The 16,615-nt window shown below is 38.3% G+C and carries 17 protein-coding genes; 10 read left to right on the plus strand and 7 right to left on the minus strand.

What is annotated here, in order from left to right; genetic code table 11:
- The first annotated feature begins 11 nt into the window (after positions 1-11).
- Both K0S23_RS16925 and K0S23_RS16930 read left to right on the plus strand, forming a co-directional pair.
- Positions 12-1,712 (plus strand): hypothetical protein, encoded by a 1,701-nt coding sequence (locus tag K0S23_RS16925; RefSeq protein ID WP_300359888.1) that lies wholly within the window; start codon positions 12-14, stop codon positions 1,710-1,712.
- Positions 1,713-1,805: 93 nt separating this feature from the next.
- Positions 1,806-2,444: a hypothetical protein gene (locus K0S23_RS16930; protein ID WP_300359889.1), complete on the plus strand. Its 639-nt coding sequence runs from the start codon at positions 1,806-1,808 to the stop codon at positions 2,442-2,444.
- 19 nt (positions 2,445-2,463) lie between these two features.
- On the opposite strand, the gene K0S23_RS16935 is transcribed toward K0S23_RS16930, so the two are convergent.
- On the minus strand, positions 2,464-3,303 hold the full coding sequence (locus K0S23_RS16935; protein WP_300359890.1) for an OmpA family protein: 840 nt from the start codon (positions 3,301-3,303) through the stop codon (positions 2,464-2,466).
- Positions 3,304-3,372: 69 nt separating this feature from the next.
- Here K0S23_RS16935 and K0S23_RS16940 point away from each other — a divergent pair, with 69 nt between their 5' ends.
- From K0S23_RS16940 to K0S23_RS16960, 5 genes are all read left to right on the plus strand, one after another.
- Positions 3,373-3,906 (plus strand): glutathione peroxidase, encoded by a 534-nt coding sequence (locus K0S23_RS16940; protein WP_300359891.1) that lies wholly within the window; start codon positions 3,373-3,375, stop codon positions 3,904-3,906.
- A gap of 12 nt (positions 3,907-3,918) precedes the next feature.
- Positions 3,919-5,532 (plus strand): hypothetical protein, encoded by a 1,614-nt coding sequence (locus K0S23_RS16945; RefSeq protein WP_300359892.1) that lies wholly within the window; start codon positions 3,919-3,921, stop codon positions 5,530-5,532.
- A 158-nt stretch (positions 5,533-5,690) separates the two neighbouring features.
- On the plus strand, positions 5,691-7,643 hold the full coding sequence (gyrB, locus tag K0S23_RS16950) for a DNA topoisomerase (ATP-hydrolyzing) subunit B (RefSeq protein ID WP_300359893.1): 1,953 nt from the start codon (positions 5,691-5,693) through the stop codon (positions 7,641-7,643).
- Positions 7,644-7,721: 78 nt separating this feature from the next.
- The gene (locus K0S23_RS16955) at positions 7,722-8,327 is read left to right on the plus strand and encodes a hypothetical protein (RefSeq protein WP_300359894.1); all 606 of its coding nucleotides are present in this window, start codon (positions 7,722-7,724) and stop codon (positions 8,325-8,327) included.
- Entirely contained in the window at positions 8,324-8,944 is a 621-nt protein-coding gene (locus K0S23_RS16960) for a CoA pyrophosphatase (protein ID WP_300359895.1), read from the plus strand. Before K0S23_RS16955 ends, K0S23_RS16960 begins: the two co-directional genes overlap by 4 nt.
- Here the strand turns inward: K0S23_RS16960 and K0S23_RS16965 are convergent.
- The 6 genes from K0S23_RS16965 to K0S23_RS16990 all read right to left on the minus strand — a co-directional run bounded on the left by K0S23_RS16965 (position 8,941) and on the right by K0S23_RS16990 (position 14,697).
- Positions 8,941-10,428 (minus strand): DUF5723 family protein, encoded by a 1,488-nt coding sequence (locus K0S23_RS16965; protein ID WP_300359896.1) that lies wholly within the window; start codon positions 10,426-10,428, stop codon positions 8,941-8,943. The two genes, K0S23_RS16960 and K0S23_RS16965, sit on opposite strands and share 4 nt — an antisense overlap.
- A 253-nt stretch (positions 10,429-10,681) precedes the next feature.
- On the minus strand, positions 10,682-11,536 hold the full coding sequence (locus tag K0S23_RS16970; protein ID WP_300359897.1) for a metal ABC transporter permease: 855 nt from the start codon (positions 11,534-11,536) through the stop codon (positions 10,682-10,684).
- Positions 11,529-12,368: a metal ABC transporter permease gene (locus K0S23_RS16975; protein ID WP_300359898.1), complete on the minus strand. Its 840-nt coding sequence runs from the start codon at positions 12,366-12,368 to the stop codon at positions 11,529-11,531. The genes K0S23_RS16970 and K0S23_RS16975 overlap by 8 nt, the downstream gene beginning before the upstream one ends.
- Before the next feature lie 27 nt (positions 12,369-12,395).
- Positions 12,396-13,136, minus strand: coding sequence for a metal ABC transporter ATP-binding protein (locus K0S23_RS16980; RefSeq protein WP_300359900.1), 741 nt, complete (start codon positions 13,134-13,136; stop codon positions 12,396-12,398).
- On the minus strand, positions 13,133-14,035 hold the full coding sequence (locus tag K0S23_RS16985) for a zinc ABC transporter substrate-binding protein (protein ID WP_300359902.1): 903 nt from the start codon (positions 14,033-14,035) through the stop codon (positions 13,133-13,135). The genes K0S23_RS16980 and K0S23_RS16985 overlap by 4 nt, the downstream gene beginning before the upstream one ends.
- Positions 14,032-14,697, minus strand: a complete 666-nt coding sequence (locus K0S23_RS16990; RefSeq protein WP_300359904.1) for a metal-dependent transcriptional regulator — start codon at positions 14,695-14,697, stop codon at positions 14,032-14,034. The genes K0S23_RS16985 and K0S23_RS16990 overlap by 4 nt, the downstream gene beginning before the upstream one ends.
- 141 nt (positions 14,698-14,838) lie before the next feature.
- Between K0S23_RS16990 and K0S23_RS16995 the strand changes: the two genes are divergently transcribed.
- From K0S23_RS16995 to K0S23_RS17005, 3 genes are all read left to right on the plus strand, one after another.
- A complete protein-coding gene (locus K0S23_RS16995) occupies positions 14,839-15,258 on the plus strand; it encodes a nucleoside-diphosphate kinase (protein WP_300359906.1) in 420 nt (139 codons plus the stop codon).
- 61 nt (positions 15,259-15,319) lie between these two features.
- On the plus strand, positions 15,320-15,847 hold the full coding sequence (locus K0S23_RS17000; RefSeq protein WP_300359908.1) for a 2'-5' RNA ligase family protein: 528 nt from the start codon (positions 15,320-15,322) through the stop codon (positions 15,845-15,847).
- A 125-nt stretch (positions 15,848-15,972) separates the two neighbouring features.
- Positions 15,973-16,476, plus strand: a complete 504-nt coding sequence (locus K0S23_RS17005; protein WP_300359910.1) for a pyridoxamine 5'-phosphate oxidase family protein — start codon at positions 15,973-15,975, stop codon at positions 16,474-16,476.
- The last annotated feature ends 139 nt before the right edge of the window (positions 16,477-16,615 follow it).

Consider the following 16,615-nt stretch of genomic DNA (forward strand, 5'->3'; position numbering starts at 1 on the left):
AACAATTGAATATGAGAAAGCAAAGTATCAAAGGATTAGCTTTTATCGCTGTAACTGGTTCGCTTGTTTCAAGTTGTGATCTTCTAAAGGATCTAGAGTACACAGTAACTCCTAGCCCTCTTGAGATGCACGCTGACAGTGTACGCGTAAAAATTGACGTTAAATTCCCGGAGAAAGGAATTAAGAAAAAGGCATATGCTGAAATCACTCCAAAATTAGCTGGAACATCGTTGAAAACGGTAACAGTTCAGGGAGAAAAAGCAACAGCGAATGGTACTGTAATTCAGTACAAACCAGGTGGAACAATGACGTATACGGATGTTATTCCATACAAGCCTGAGTTTGAATACACTGAGTTAATGGTAACTGGAAAAGTATTCAAAGGAGGAAAAGAAAAAGCAGGACAGTTTGAGGATAAAGAAATCGCAAAAGGTACTATTATCACTCCTTACTTAGTTAACAAAGATTTCAAGTGTATTTACGCGAAAGACGAGTTCAAACGTGTAAACGAAAAATCTGCAATCTCTCAGTACAATTACTTGAAAGGTAAGCATGATGTTCGTAAAACTGAATACAAGGATACAGATATCGTGAATTTAGGAACATGGTTGACAGCTGCTCAATCTAACCCGAAAATCAATATCAAGTCAATTAATATTACAGGTTTTGCATCTCCTGAAGGTGAAGTAGCGTTCAACGACAACTTATCTACAGATCGTGCAAATTCAGGTAAAGCGGCTACAATTGAAGTTGCTAAAAAATCTAAAAACGAAAAAGCTTCAGGTGAAATTTACAACCTGGCTGGACGTGGTGAGGATTTTGACGGTTTCAAAGTTCAATTGGCTAAAAACACTGCAATTAAGCAAGAAGATAAAGATTTGATCTTACGTGTACTTCAAATGTATGCTGATCCGAATCAACGTGAGACTGAAATGAGAAACTTAGGGAAGTCTTTCACAGAATTGGACAAAAATGTTTTCCCATTATTGCGTCGTGCTGAAGTAAGCGTTGTTTACGATCTAACAGGATATTCTGATGAAGAATTGAAAGCTATTTCAACTTCAGATCCGCAAAAATTGACTTTGGAGGAGTTGTTATTCACAGCTACTTTAACAGAAGATTTGAACGAGAAAGGTCGTTTGTACCGTGAAGCTGAGAAAAAAGATCCGTCTGATTACCGTGCAGCTAACAACGTTGGTGTTGTATTGTACAATCAAGGTAAAGTAGCGGAAGCTAAATCTCAATTCGAAAAAGCAAATGGTTTAAAAGACAATGCTATCTCTAAAAACAACTTAGGTGCTGTTGCAGGAGTAAGCGGAGATCGTAAAAAAGCTGCTGACTTATTCGGACAAGCTGGTGGTGCAGGTGATGAAGTAAATTACAACAAAGGAATCCTTGCGATCCAAAACGGTAAATACGCAGATGCAGTAAGCTCTTTCGGTGGAACTGCTTCTTTCAACAAAGCTTTAGCTCAATTGTTGAATGGTGATGCTGCTGCTTCAATCAAAACTATCGACGATTCTAACGATAAAGAATCAGGTCAAGGTTATTACCTGAAAGCAATTGCTGCAGCTCGTCAAAGTAAATTGACAGATGTTGTTAGCAACTTGAAAAATGCTATCGGTAAAGATGCTGCATGGAAAGCAAAAGCTGCTAAAGATCGTGAGTTCTTGAAGTATGCTGAAGACGCTTCTATGTCTTTCATCAAGTAAGGAATTAACTTCTTAAATATAGACCCCGACATCGTTAGCGATCGTCGGGGTTTTTTATTACATTAGAAATCAGGAACAAGTAAATCCGTATTTATGAACTCTATCTTTCTTCGCGCGAAACACTGGCAACTGTTCGTGCCTTTGGTGGCTATTCCATTTGTTACGTTCATTATTTTTGGTTTCGCGGTCGCTATTATCCTGTTAGGACATCCTTCTAAAGGACCTGAAGATACTGTCTGGATCTTTTACTTCTTCCCGCTCCTTTTTATCCTTTGCGGATTCATTCAATTTGCCTGGTTCTGGAATGTCATTACCAAATTAAATCCATTGGTCCCAACCCGTAGAGGAAGATTTCCAATGAGAAGAATCAAGCTGTTTTTCTTTATCCCGATAATCTATTTCTGCCTGGTTCCCTTTTTTGTCGCTTTTGTTGTTAACACAACAGCCATATCCAATCCTGGTGTTGGCCAAATGTTACAGTTGGGCATATTAGGATTTCTTGTTTTCATCCTTCACTTCTTCAGCATTTTCTGTATTCTTCACACGATCTATTTTGCAGCGAAAACCATTCGAAGCGCTGAACTGAAAAGAAATGCAAGTTTTTCTAATTTTGCAGGTGATTTTTTCCTGATCTGGATCTTTCCAGTTGGGATTTGGTTTATACAACCCCGGATCAATGCACTTCTGAACAAAGCGAATGATTCTTCAACCAGTGAAGAACTTATGGATTGATTTTTAAAGTGGTTAAAATCTAAATAAACTCAAAGTCCACCCTTCGATTCATCTGTTTTCCCTCAGAAGATTTATTATCTCCAATCGGGTTCTTTTCACCCTTAAAGTCGATCACAATGCGATCTCGTTTGAGCCCGGCATTGACAAAAAATTCGATGATCGCCTTTGCTCTCCTTTCGGAAAGTTCTATATTGTATTCGTCCGATCCATCAGCATCTGTATTTCCGGTAACCTTAACTCTCAGATCCGTATGACTATTGACAACGTATACGATCCGTTTTAAGAATGCATCGTACTCCGGTCGGATGTCTGCCTTGTCGTAGTCAAAATAGATCGGCTCAAAATGAAAATTCTTTCGTTCCGAATCGCGGATTTCTCTTGACTTTCTGCCATTTTTGATATCATCTATAAAAATCGGTCTCCAGGATTGCAGTTCAATACTTGTTTTTTCCCGCGAAACTGTTTCAGCCACCTTAAAACAAACTAATCTTCCGCTCACTCCCTTGCATTCCAGGCTAAAGAATTTTCCCTGTAAATATCCTGTCGAATCCACATAAGCCATTTCAAAATCCAAAGTGCACCACCGATTTCCGTAGATATCTTTCTTCTTTATGACCGTCGATTGTTTCGCTTTGATCATTCCACTTTTCGGATCCACTTTAAGCGCCCGGACTACGTATCCGTCCTTTCCGGTCATCTCTTCCCTGCTTATTGCCTCCTTCCCGAAATCGAAGTAAATAATGGATGCCTGGTCCAATTTCTGTCCATCCCGGATCAATACACCCTTCCATACTCCAGTTACCTGAGCATTGATAATAAACGATACGAAAACCGAAAAAATGAAAAGTTGACACTTCATGTTCTACTTATTCGTTATTTTTAGAAAAAAGTTGCCTTTTTGGCTTTTTAAAAGAATAAATTTTTGATTATGAAAGCAATACTACTTTCTTTATTCGTTCTGATAAGCGCACTTGCTTCTTCTCAAACGATTTATGACTTCAAAGTAACTGATATAGATGGAAAGGAATTTGATCTTTCATCATTAAAAGGAAAAAAGGTCCTGATCGTAAATACCGCATCAAAGTGCGGATTGACTCCACAATACGAAGAATTGGAAAAATTATACCAAACATACAAAGATCAGAACTTTGTGATCATTGGCTTTCCATCCAATGATTTTATGTCACAGGAACCCGGATCAAATGAAGATATCAAAGAATTCTGCACCAAAAATTACGGTGTGAGTTTTCCGATGATGGGTAAAATCCAAGTCAAGGGAAAAGAAATGCATCCTTTATATCAATTCCTGACAGAGAAAAGCAAGAATGGCTATTCCGACAATTCCGTGAAATGGAACTTTCAAAAGTACTTAATCAATGAAGAGGGCAAATTGGTGAAAGTTGTCCCTCCCGGAACAAAACCTTTATCGGAAGAAATTACCACCTGGATTGTAAACAAATAAACAAACATATAAATGAAAATTAGAAACCTTGCTACCTTAGCATTCATAGGAACCACCTTTGTAAGCACAGTACTAGCACAAGATGAAAAAATCACTACTTCAAAGGAATTTGAATATCAAGTTGGTGAACCGTATCCTGTAGTGGATGCAGCGATAAAAAGTTATTCTTCAAAAGACGGAAGTGTTGTTTCCTTTAAAATGAGCAGAGGAAAAGTAACTATTCAAAAATTCGGAGGCAGCAAATTCACCCAAGAATCAATTGAAGTTTACGAAGACTTTCCGAAAGGAACCGTTTATGAAGATGATATAGAGACAGACGATTTCGTTTATTTACTTTTTTCTGTTTGGGACAAAACCAATAAAACAGAACAATTGTATGTAAGAGCAATTAATCTTGCATCCGGAAAGTTTGAAAACGAAGGAGAACGTGTAATCGCTGTAGAAGGAAAAGTAACAGGCGGTGATGGAAACAAATTCAAATTAGCTACCTCTTTCGATAATTCCAAACTGTTGATTTACTTCCGCAAGAAACCGGAATCCCGAAATGACAAGATCAACAAAGATGTGATCGGTTTGCATGTATTCAACAAGGATCTGAAAGAACTTTGGGGGAAAGATGTAGAAATGCCATACACAGAAGCACGCATGAACAACATCGACTATACAGTTGGTTCAGATGGAGATGTTTTCATTTTAACTGAAGTCATGAAAGATGGAGAGACAAGACGTTTTGACCGAGATGACAATCCGAATTTCGATTACCAATTGGTTGCGGTTTCAGAATCAGGTGTTGATGTGAATGCTTCCGATGTAGATGTAAAAGGAAAATATGTTACTCAGGTAAATTTCTTTGAAGGAAGAGATAATGCCTTATTAATTGCAGGTTTTTACGGTAACAAAAGAGGTATCCAGGTTGATGGTCTCTTCTATTGTTCTTTAAACAAAGATGGTAAACAAGCTGATTTCAAATCATTCGAAATTCCAACTGAGTTGATCAAGCAATACATGTCCCAGAGAAGTCAGGACAAAATGGACAAGAAAGAAGATAAAGGAAAAGATCTTGGAATGACCAGTATGCGTTTGAGAGAATTATTCATTGAAGATGACGGAAGTATCTTATTCGCAAGTGAAAAGTACTTTGTTGTATCGTATACAGATTCAAAAACAGGACAAACTACGTACACACATTATTACGAGGAAATGTTGGCAGGTAAAATCGACAAAAACGGAGAGTTGGTGTACATGAAAAAACTTCCGAAGAAACAGATCAGTGGCAGAACGAACTCTCCTTACTATCGCGGAGGATTGGGTTACCGACTTGTTGATTCAAAAAACAATTATTATTTCATGTTCCTTGACAATGTTAAGAACATCGAACTGGCAGAGAACAAAGTTCCTGAAAGACACCAGGACGGAAGAGGTGGTTTCCTGACCGCTTACCAAGTTAACAAGGAAACGGGTGCAGTACGTAAATTATCTATTTTAGATACACGTGACGCGCAAGGATATGACTTGTTCCAGTTCAATACAGAAAGAATTGTTGCGGTAGATGACGATGAATTTGCACTTGAATGTTATATCAAGAGTAAACAAGATATCATGATTCGAATCAAAGTTCTCGAATAAACCAAAAAGCTCCGATTTGATCGGAGCTTTTTTTTGCTTTCAACGTTAATATTTTGTTGATAAGTACTGCGATGCGATTCCCCTTAAACCCCTGAAAAACCCTTGAATTTCGTATATTTGTTCTGCATTGAAAAATGCACTTTTTAAGCAACTTATTTATGAGCGAAGATTTAAAGAATAACGACTATTCAGCAGACAATATTCAGGTCCTGGAAGGACTGGAAGCTGTTCGTAAGCGTCCTGCCATGTATATTGGTGACGTTGGGGTAAAAGGTCTCCACCACTTGGTTTACGAGGTAGTTGATAACTCGATCGATGAGGCCCTTGCCGGACATTGTGATACGATTGGTGTTTGGATCAACGAAGACAATTCAATAACGGTTAAAGACAACGGTCGGGGAATCCCAACCGGTATTAATAAGAAAGAAGGAAAATCCGCTTTGGAGATCGTAATGACGGTTCTTCACGCAGGTGGTAAATTCGACAAAGACACTTATAAAGTTTCCGGAGGTTTACATGGTGTGGGGGTTTCTTGTGTGAATGCACTTTCTACCCATTTGCATGCAATTGTTCACCGCGACGGGAAAATATTTGAACAGGAATACAACATCGGTAAACCTTTGTACGAGGTTCGCGAGGTAGGAAATTCTCCTGATCATGGAACGGAAGTTCGCTTCAAACCGGACGCAAGTATCTTTGATTATACCGAATATAACTACGATACTTTGTGCGCACGGATGCGTGAACTTGCTTTCCTGAACAAAGGAATTACCATTACAATCACGGATTTAAGAGAAGTGGATGACAATGGAAAACCGATTTCCAATATATTTCATTCTGAGGGAGGATTGCGTGAGTTCGCTCAGTACCTGGATCGCAACCGCGAACCGTTAATTTCGGATGTTATTTATTTTGAAGGAGAACGCGAAGGTGTTCCGGTTGAAGTAGCTTTAACTTACAACACTTCTTATACAGAGAATATCCAGGCTTACGTTAACAATATCAATACGCATGAAGGTGGAACTCACCTTTCCGGTTTTAGACGTGGATTAACGAATACTTTGAAGAAATATGCTACGGACAGTGGTATGTTGGCCAGAGAGAAAATTGAAATTGACGGGGATGATTTCCGTGAGGGGTTAACAGCTGTCGTTTCTGTAAAAGTTCAGGAGCCACAATTCGAAGGACAAACAAAAACAAAATTAGGTAACCGTGAAGTAACAGCACCTGTTTCTCAGGCCGTTTCGGAAATGTTATCGATTTATTTGGAAGAGCACCCTGCTGAAGCCAAGATTATTGTTGACAAGGTAATCCTTGCTGCAAGAGCACGTCACGCTGCCAGAAAAGCACGTGAAATGGTTCAGAGAAAGAATGTGATGACAGGATCCGGTTTACCTGGAAAACTGGCAGATTGTTCGGAAAAAGATCCTTCTTTATGTGAGATCTACTTTGTCGAGGGAGATTCGGCGGGTGGAACTGCAAAACAAGGTCGCGACAGACATTTTCAGGCAATCATGCCCCTTCGTGGTAAGATTCTGAACGTTGAGAAAGCCATGCAGCACAAAATCTTTGAGAACGAAGAAATCAAAAACATGTATACGGCATTAGGTGTACGAATCGGAACAGAAGAAGATTCGAAAGCACTGAACCTGGATAAGCTGCGTTATCACAAGATCATCATCATGTGTGATGCCGATGTGGATGGTTCTCATATCGAGACCTTGATTTTAACTTTCTTCTTCAGATACATGAAAGAGTTGATTGAGAACGGATACATCTATATCGCAACTCCGCCATTATACCAGGTGAGAAAAGGTACCAAAGCAGAATATGCATGGAATGAAGATCAGCGCGATGTTTTAATTACACAATTAAAAGGAAACGGTCCGGATTCTTCTGTAAACGTTCAGCGATATAAAGGTTTGGGTGAGATGAATGCAGAACAGTTATGGGATACAACCATGAATCCCGAACACCGCACTTTACGCCAGGTAACCATTGAGAATGCTGCCGAGTGCGACCAGATTTTCTCTATGCTAATGGGAGATGAAGTTCCCCCAAGACGTGAATTCATTGAGAAGAATGCGAAGTACGCAAAAATCGATATCTAAATATGAAAGCCCGGACGATAAATATCCGGGCTTTTTTTATATTTATAAAATCAATTTTAGTCAAACGAAACCCGTCTTATGATTTATAGATTATTGCTCTTGTTCATTCCGCTTTTTCTGATCGTAGGATGTTTTGATTATGACAAGGAAAATAAAGAAGTAAGAGAAGCCTTCAAAAACAATCATTATAACTTTGAATTAAATAAAACCCTTAAATATGAAGGGATTTCATTTAAAATTCCCAAGCATTTTGCACAAAACTATTCTCACACCTATACGATTAAAAATTCTTCCCTTACAAGAACCTGTAATGCTTTTAACATCTATTTTTCAGTAGAACGATTCAATCAATCCGACTTATACCGGGACTTTGTTTCGGATTATGTGATTGAAGATGATTTGTTAAACACCTTCCAGGATGCTTACGTTTGGCGCAGATATGAATCACTTGACAATGCAGGTGTATCCATAAAAAAAGAACTTCCGAAAACATTCAAACACAAAGGAGTCATCCAAACGATTGCCGGTGACGGAACCTATTCCGGACAAGCATATTATATCACATCTACCCTGAAAGTGGGAACTGATTATTATGTTTTTCAATGGATCACCAGTAAACCTGTCTCAAATTACACCTACGATGATTTTGAGCGGATACTGAAAAGTGTACGAAAATCAAAATGACACACGCTGATTTAGTTCGAAAATTCGAAAAAGAATTACCGGGGGAAAGATCGCATTTGGCATTTATGCCTATGCGGGGAAGTTCCATGGAACAACTGAGAAAAGGTGTAACCTTCCGCGATGCGGCAGTTGCAATTATTCTATTCCACAACGAGAAAAACAGACTCTGTACGATCGTGACCAGGAGACAGGAATACGATGGTTCACACAGTGGTCAAATCAGCTTTCCCGGGGGAAAAAAAGAAATGGATGATACGACACTTTTAGACACTGCAATCCGGGAATGTCACGAGGAAATTGGTGTTTATGCCAGTAACTTCGAATTCTTAAAAGAATTAAGTCCGCTTTATGTTCCTGTTAGCCAGTTCCTGATCACTCCTTATGTCTTCTATTCTCACCACAAATCATTCAATTACATGCGCTCTGAACGGGAAGTCGCGGCAATTCACGAGTTGGATCTGTTAGACCTTTACAAAACCGAATCGACTGTCAACATCGACATTCAAATCAGCAGTGATTTTACCATGAAGGGCGTTCCGCATTTCAAGCAGGGAGACATTCTTATCTGGGGAGCCACCGCTTTAATTCTAAACGAATTGAAAGATATCTTAACCTAGAATCTTACACGGGCAAAACCAAGAGCTGCCGAAACACTCGTCCCATTCTTCAAAAAGAAGCTTAGTGCATCTCTTGAAGCAACTCCAAATTCATAAGCTCCATCCTTAAGGATAAATGTCAATCCAAGCGGCATATTGTGTTTGTAAATACCTCCGCCATAATAACCAATACTCAATTGCAGCCATTTAACAGGAATAATATCTCCGCCGAATGAATAAATCGGGTTTTGAATTGATCCAGGATTTTCTTTGTTGAACGGAGCAACAACATCCAATCCTACACGTACGTATTTAATCGGTTCGAAACTTACACCGAATCTAAAGTCCGAAGCATTAATTACAGTGTGTTTCTGCTCTCCCTCCAGGGTCATTAATCCGTTTTCTCTGACCAATTGATTCACTGTCTGGGTAATGTTGTCACCACTCACTCCACCGATGGCAAAAGTGGTAAACAAAGTATCTTTCACTTTGTAAACATTTCTTTTGTAAGTGACGGATCCGATATTATTCACCGCCGCTGCAATCCGAAGTTTGTTGAAGAGAATTACACTTGCAGAAAGATCAATTCCATAACCGGTTCCCATTACAGGGGCAATTCCCTTTGATTTTTTCTGCATCGCATTAGACCCGCTTACATTTCCGTAATCAATATCGAACGTAGGTGTGATGGAGGAATACAATCTCAAGCCGTCATCATCCGATGTCATATTAAACATCGCCATAGATGTAATTAGTCTTGCGCCAACACCTGCATATACTTCAAAAACAGAATCTCTGCCAAACAATTTTCGTCCATAACCAATGTTGTAACTTCTGTTCCAGACCATTTGAATCTGCGTCCCTTTTGTTAATTCACTGATACGGATCGGAACGTTTAATGAGCCACTGATTACATTATTCAGGGTATCTTGTGAAATGTTTACATTGTTTGCAATCCGGGAAGTATCTGATCCAAATACGACAGTTAATGAATCAAAAACCGAAGATAATTTTCCCCTGAATAATAAATCGGTTGTTTGAGAATTCATTTTAGAATACCAACTGTAATTTTCCCTGATATTAAATGCAATTCCACCGAACTTCTCACCGTAATAAGAGAATCCAAGCCAGTTATAATCAAAATTAATAGCGATTCCCGCTTCCGCGTAATCTCCGGCAGCTTCCATCTGTCTTCTGTAATCTATCTCATCTGCATTTTTATGCTGGGCAGCATTGTACAATGTTTTGGTCAGATTCTGAAGTTTTTTAGAATTCAAAGAATCGGACGAAACACCAAATGCAAATTCTGAAGTTCCGGTGGTGAATTTTTTTCCTGCATATCGCGGTCTCCAGCCGAGTGCTGAAGTGTTAATTCCGAGTGCATGATAATCCGTGACAAAAGGGGTCGCAACTCCTTTTCCAACTGTTGGAAAAGCAACACCTTGTGTTTGGGAAAATGAAAAGGAATAAATCAATAAGAATATGAGAGATAGTTTTAGTTTCATAATTGCAGTTTGTGCGCTAAAGAAACAAAAAATCTTTCATACAAAAACAAAAAGAGGAGTAAATTCAATGTAACTTACTCCTCTTTTTGCTAAACCATGCTAAAACTATAAAACCCAAAACTAACAACTATGAAAATTGTCGTTCTTGATTACAAAGGTAAGCCAGTTTATTGATATAACAACTTTATTCTGCTTTTTTTTGTTAAAGAAAACGCTTATTCTTGAACTCTTGATATTCACGTTTCACGTGATTTCAATTAGTGCTGATGCTTTTTTTATTCGGTGAAATAAAGACGGAAGTCAAAAAAATCAGGCCATTCACACAGACAATCAAGGGGGAAATCGAGATGTTAATCCATTTGCCGAGGAACACTCCAAGGATGCAAGATACCATTCCTATGCATGCAGAATACCAAAATGTTTTTGCCAAGGTCTTGGAAAATAGTAAAGCCGTTGCAGCCGGAAGAACCAATAATCCGACAACCAATATCACTCCGACACTTTCAAAACTCAAAACAGCATGAATACTTAACAGCAGCATTAAAACCAAATGAAATACCTGCATGGGGATTCCGATAAAGGATCCGAATTGTGGATTGAACGCCCAAACTTTCCATCCTTTAAATCCAATAAAAATAACCAGAAGCAAGGTAATTGTTAGTGGCAATAACTGTAAAATGGCTCTTGTTCCATATAAATATTCACCAATAATTACCTGGTCTAAAATCGATGTTTCCAAATCCCCATATAGCACGCATTCCTGGTCCAGGTCGCTGTTTTTCCCGGCAAAGAGAGCAATCATCAATACTCCGATCGCAAATAAGAATGTGAATGTAAAACCAATAGCTGCATCCTCCTGAACTTTCCATTTCTTTCGAAGGAAATCAATCAGAAAAGTTGTCAGGAAACCGGTAATAGCAGCTCCGGCAAGCATTGGAACGGAATCCCTGGTTCCACTGAGCAGATAAGCAACCACTATTCCAGGTAAAACAGCGTGTGAAATGGCATCACCAACCATTACCAAGCTTTTTGAGACGAGTAAAACTCCTAATAAAGATGCCGGTATCGCAACTGAGCAGGCGGTCAATATCATTAAAACATCATTCATCTTGTTTGCCGGTTTTGAATTGAATTTTTGATAAAAGAGCTACAGAAATTGCACAAATACTTAAGACCAGAATGATACAGGGACCGGTCGGAATGTTTTTCCCTAAAATGGAGATATACGATCCCAGCAGTGAAGAGGTAGTTCCAAAAATAAGCGATAAAACAATTAAATAACTCAACTTGTAAGTAAGCATTCTGGCTGTTAGTACAGGGATGATCAAAAGCGCGGACATTAAAACAACTCCGACCGCCTGAACTCCCATGGCAACTACAAGAATAGTCATTGAATTTAAGATAAAGTCGTTCCATCTTAGTGAAAAGCCTTTACTGATCATAAATTCTTTGTTAAATGCAAAGCTAAACATCACCCGGTATCTGAAAAAAGTAACTGCGATTATTAAAAATGACACTACAGAAAATAAATACAGATCTTCGATATTCAGAGCCGCTATTTTACCAAAAAGGAAATCGCTTAATCCGGCCTGCCCGTCATCTGGTCTTCCCTGGATAAAAGAAAGCAGCGCTAATCCCAAAGCAAAGAAAATACTCAAAGTAGCTGCGACTATCGTGTCAGATTTCAGTTTTGTTTTCCGCTGAAGCCACGATATTTGCTGTGTTGCAAGCCAACCTGCAATAAAGGCTCCTACCATTAGGATAAGTGTGTTTCTTTGTCCCGAAACCATATAGGCTAAAACTATTCCGGGTAAAATGGAATGGGAAATGGCATCACCTATCAACGATTTCTTTTGAAGAAACGTAAAGGTCCCAACCAATGCCGCTGAGATTCCGATAAGAGCTGTCCCGATAAATACTATCCAAATACTTAAATCCATCTTAATTTTTATTCTTGATAAGCGAAATCAAAATCTGCCTTTTTCCTTGTTCAATAAAAGTGTCATTCCATATGCTTTTTCAATATTCTCAGATTTGAGGATTTCATCGATCGGTCCGCTTGCAATCAATTTTTTATTGAGCAACACTACGTCATCAAAATATTGAGCTACCACTGAAAGATCATGGTGCACAATGACTACTGTTTTTCCGGAGTCTCTCAATTTTTGAACAATGGATAAAATAGAATCCTGGGAAGCCATATCAATTCCAACGAAAGGTTCATCCATTACAATCAGTTCAGCTTCCTGTGCAAGTGCTCTTGCCAAAAAGACCCGTTGCTGCTGTCCACCGGATAATTGCCCTATCTGACGGGTCGAAAACTCAGACAATTGAACTTTCTTTATGGTTTCTTTCACAATCTCTTTATCAGCCAAAGTAGTTCGAGACCACCATTTTTTGGGGCGGATTCTTCCCATGGCAACAACTTCCTCTACAGTTATCGGGAAATCCCAATCAATGGATTCCCTTTGAGGTACGTATGCAATTTTAGAACGGTATTTTTCAAGGGAATTTCCAAAGAAAGTTACTTCTCCTTTTTTTACCGGGATAATTCCAAGGATTCCTTTTAACAAAGTAGATTTACCGGATCCGTTTGGCCCGATAATCCCCGTGATTTTACCCGCGTCTATGGATAATGACACATGATCCAATGCGAGAGTATCCCGATAGTAAACTGTCAAATCGCTTATTTCAATTGCCTTTTTCATTTCAATCCTTCTTTAATGGAATTCACATTGTGATCTAACATTCCCAGATAAGTATCGGCACCACTGCCCTTCGACCCCAAAGCATCTGAAAAAAGAGTTCCTCCTATTCTCACATGATGGCCTCTTCGTTCGACAGAACTCAAGACGCTCTTTAATGCCTTCGGACTAACCGAATTTTCTACAAAAATCGCCTTAACATCATTTTTAACGATAAAGTCAACAAGATCTACTACATCCCTCATTCCAGGTTCTTGTGAAGTTGACACCCCCTGAAGTGCTTTTACCTGAATTCCAAAAGTTCTCCCGAAATAATGAAATGCATCATGGGAAGTTATTAAAACCCTTCTCTCTTCAGGAATTTCATTCAGTTTTAATCTTAGTTCACGGGTCTTCTTCTCCACCTTTACAAGAAACTTGTAGAAGTTTTCCCTGAACTCCAGTTCATATTCCGGATAGAGGTCGACTAACTTATCAACTACACCATTCATACTATGTATCCAAGAGTCCGTATCAAACCAAACATGCGGATCAGGGGTAATCTCATCTGTATAGAGAATTTTTTCTTTCGGGAAATCCAATTGAAACGAGATCACTGCTTTTCGTTCAGATAAACGATCAAATAATTCGGCCATTTTTCCCTCCAAATGAAACCCGGTATAGACAACCAATCTTGCATCATTCAGTAATACCACATCACTGGGTCTCGGATTATAAGTATGCGGGTCAACCCCCGGCCCCATCAATGATTTAACAATCAATTTATCTCCGACCACCTGGCGAACACAATCTGCTGTTATAGAAGTAGAACAAACAATTAATTTTTCATTTTCTTTCGTTTGTCTGACCTTACAGCCCATCACAATGCAAACACAAATTAGAATGTATGCAAGAGTCTTCATAATGGTTTTATTGATATTTGCTTTGCAATTGTTATTGAAAATTGAACTTGCCGATCATCCATACTAATAGTGATGGAACCGTCGAAACTTAATTTATCCAGTACCTCTATCGGAGTGCCGAGATGCAAGCCTATTTTATTCAGATATTGAAGGAATTCTGTTTGGTCATCTTCTACTCCCATAATGACCGCTTTCATACCGACACTTGCTTCAGACAACAGAATTCGATTTGAAACGGATTCAATTCTTCCATCTTTTCCGGGAATTGGTTCCCCATGAGGGTCAACTTTAGGGAAACCTAAAAATTCGTCCAGCCTGTCTGTCAATTCAGTGGATTGGATATGCTCAAGTTGTTCTGCAATCTCATGGACTTCATCCCAGCCAAAACTTAATTTGTCTACTAAAAATGTTTCCCATAGTCTGTGCTTACGTATAATTGCCAAGGCATGAGCGCTGCCTAAATTGGTAAGTTCACAGCCCTGGTATTTTTGATACTCCAAAAGATCCTTTTCGCATAATTTTTTAAGCATGTCTGTTACAGACGAAGCTTTCGTAGCCATTTTTTCTGCCAGATCATTGGTGGAAATCGATCCTTCCACATCCTGACTCAATGTAAAAATAGCTTTCAAATAGTTTTCTTCACTTTGAGTTAACCGTAACATGCTTAATATTTTTACAAATATAAAACTTTTTTTTAGACAAGTCTAAAAAACGAATTAATTAAGTGCTTTCAAAGCAATTAGGATATGCCATATTGAGAAAATAGTTGTACTTTTGCACCAAATTATTCAAATCAATTTAAGATGTCAGGCAACAGAACATTTACAATGTTAAAACCAGATGCGATCGAAAATGGTCACATGGGAAAAATTATTGATATGATTATCCAGGCTGGATTCTCGATCAAAGCAATGAAATTCACTCGTTTAACTGAGGAGCAGGCAAAGAAATTTTATGAAGTGCACGCAGAACGTCCGTTTTATGGTGAGTTAGTTGAATACATGACATCTGGACCTATCGTTGCTGCAATTTTAGAAAAAGACAATGCGGTTGCTGACTTCCGTGCATTGATTGGTGCAACTGATCCTGCTGAAGCTGCTGAAGGTACTATTCGTAAGTACTATGCAGAATCAAAAGGAAGAAATGCAGTTCATGGATCTGATTCTGATGAGAATGCTGCAATTGAAGGGAAATTTCACTTTAATGATTCAGAGATTTTCTAATATTTCTCTTTCAAATAAATTAAAGCCTTACTTTTAGTGAGGCTTTTTTTGTGGAATAACGATGGGACAATTAGATATTTTTGGAAGTGATACATACGAGTATCTATTCATTATTGAACCTGATCAAAAAACAGCGGAAAAACTCATTGAACTTAGAATGTTTGTGAATAGTATGATTCCTTTATCCGAAGAGATACTGCATTCAAAGCCACATATTAGTATTTGTTATTTCAAAGCAAGTGAATTTTCAAACGACCTCATTATCACAAAGACAAAGCAGGTTCTATCATCTGTTAAATCATTTGACATTCAGCTGGAAGGCTCTGAAAAATGGAAAAATGGCAACCTCGTATTAAAAGTCAATCCGGATACAAATACTCTGGAACTGCAGAAAAAATTATCAGGTGCTTTTAGAGGAGTGATCAAAAAATTTCATTTGACGATCGTCCGGAACATAGCGGACAAACTCCTGGATCAGCTTCCAATGGAAAATTTTGATTACAAGAGTGTATTCAAATGCGAGGCTATTTATATTTTAAAGAAAAAGGAAAATAAACCATATCAGCTTCTTGACACTATCTACCTGTAACTAATTTATACTTGATCTAATAAATTTATTTTTAACACTTCTTGTTTTAATTTAACTACTCATGTTTTGAAACCATGGTCAGAAGGTTTAATTTACTTCAACAAATGATTTCAAAATATTTACATATGAGCACAGAAAATTTAAACAAGCAAGAAGCTGTAGAAAAACTAAAAGAATTAGTTGACAAAATAGATATCGGAATGGTTATTACCCGAACTGAGGGTGATGAGCTTCATATAGTACCTATTAGTCGTCAGGAAGTTGATGAGCATGGTAATATCTGGATGTTAATATCCGCAGAAAGTAATATCCATCAAAATTTAATCAAAAATAAGCAGGTAGATATTGCTTATAGCCATGTTGGAGATTACAATTTTTTATCGGTGAGTGGAAAAGCGATAATATCTCATGATAGAGTAAGAATAGATAAATATTGGAATAAGATGATGGAAGCTTGGTTCGAAAAAGGTAAAGATGATCCCAATATTCGTGTTTTAAAGGTCGAAACTTCCGATGCACATTATTGGGATAATAAATCCAATAAGCTCGTTACCTTTTTCAAAGCAGCTACAAATGCAATTACCGGAGCTAAGATGGATATTGGAAGAGAGGGAACATTGGACTTATAAAAGCTGTATTATTGTGATAGCTATTCGGATACTGGCTCCAAAGAAAAACACATAAACGCAAAAAACCCCATCCGAAAAACGGACAGGGTTTTGTTAAAAGTGGCATCGACTTACTCTCCCACCCTCAAAAGGGCAGTAC

Origin of the sequence: Fluviicola sp. (assembly GCF_029266855.1) — a bacterium.
Lineage (GTDB): Bacteria > Bacteroidota > Bacteroidia > Flavobacteriales_D > Crocinitomicaceae > Fluviicola.

Coding starts and splice junctions, on each gene's coding strand:
- K0S23_RS16995 (WP_300359906.1), top strand. CDS start 14,839: ATGTCAGGCAACAGAACATTTACAATGTTAAAACCAGATGCGATCGAA.
- K0S23_RS16945 (WP_300359892.1), top strand. CDS start 3,919: ATGAAAATTAGAAACCTTGCTACCTTAGCATTCATAGGAACCACCTTT.
- K0S23_RS16965 (WP_300359896.1), bottom strand. CDS start 10,428: ATGAAACTAAAACTATCTCTCATATTCTTATTGATTTATTCCTTTTCA.
- K0S23_RS16955 (WP_300359894.1), top strand. CDS start 7,722: ATGATTTATAGATTATTGCTCTTGTTCATTCCGCTTTTTCTGATCGTA.
- K0S23_RS16985 (WP_300359902.1), bottom strand. CDS start 14,035: ATGAAGACTCTTGCATACATTCTAATTTGTGTTTGCATTGTGATGGGC.
- K0S23_RS16970 (WP_300359897.1), bottom strand. CDS start 11,536: ATGAATGATGTTTTAATGATATTGACCGCCTGCTCAGTTGCGATACCG.
- K0S23_RS16960 (WP_300359895.1), top strand. CDS start 8,324: ATGACACACGCTGATTTAGTTCGAAAATTCGAAAAAGAATTACCGGGG.
- K0S23_RS16980 (WP_300359900.1), bottom strand. CDS start 13,136: ATGAAAAAGGCAATTGAAATAAGCGATTTGACAGTTTACTATCGGGAT.
- K0S23_RS17005 (WP_300359910.1), top strand. CDS start 15,973: ATGAGCACAGAAAATTTAAACAAGCAAGAAGCTGTAGAAAAACTAAAA.
- K0S23_RS17000 (WP_300359908.1), top strand. CDS start 15,320: ATGGGACAATTAGATATTTTTGGAAGTGATACATACGAGTATCTATTC.
- K0S23_RS16940 (WP_300359891.1), top strand. CDS start 3,373: ATGAAAGCAATACTACTTTCTTTATTCGTTCTGATAAGCGCACTTGCT.
- K0S23_RS16925 (WP_300359888.1), top strand. CDS start 12: ATGAGAAAGCAAAGTATCAAAGGATTAGCTTTTATCGCTGTAACTGGT.
- K0S23_RS16935 (WP_300359890.1), bottom strand. CDS start 3,303: ATGAAGTGTCAACTTTTCATTTTTTCGGTTTTCGTATCGTTTATTATC.
- gyrB (WP_300359893.1), top strand. CDS start 5,691: ATGAGCGAAGATTTAAAGAATAACGACTATTCAGCAGACAATATTCAG.
- K0S23_RS16930 (WP_300359889.1), top strand. CDS start 1,806: ATGAACTCTATCTTTCTTCGCGCGAAACACTGGCAACTGTTCGTGCCT.
- K0S23_RS16990 (WP_300359904.1), bottom strand. CDS start 14,697: ATGTTACGGTTAACTCAAAGTGAAGAAAACTATTTGAAAGCTATTTTT.
- K0S23_RS16975 (WP_300359898.1), bottom strand. CDS start 12,368: ATGGATTTAAGTATTTGGATAGTATTTATCGGGACAGCTCTTATCGGA.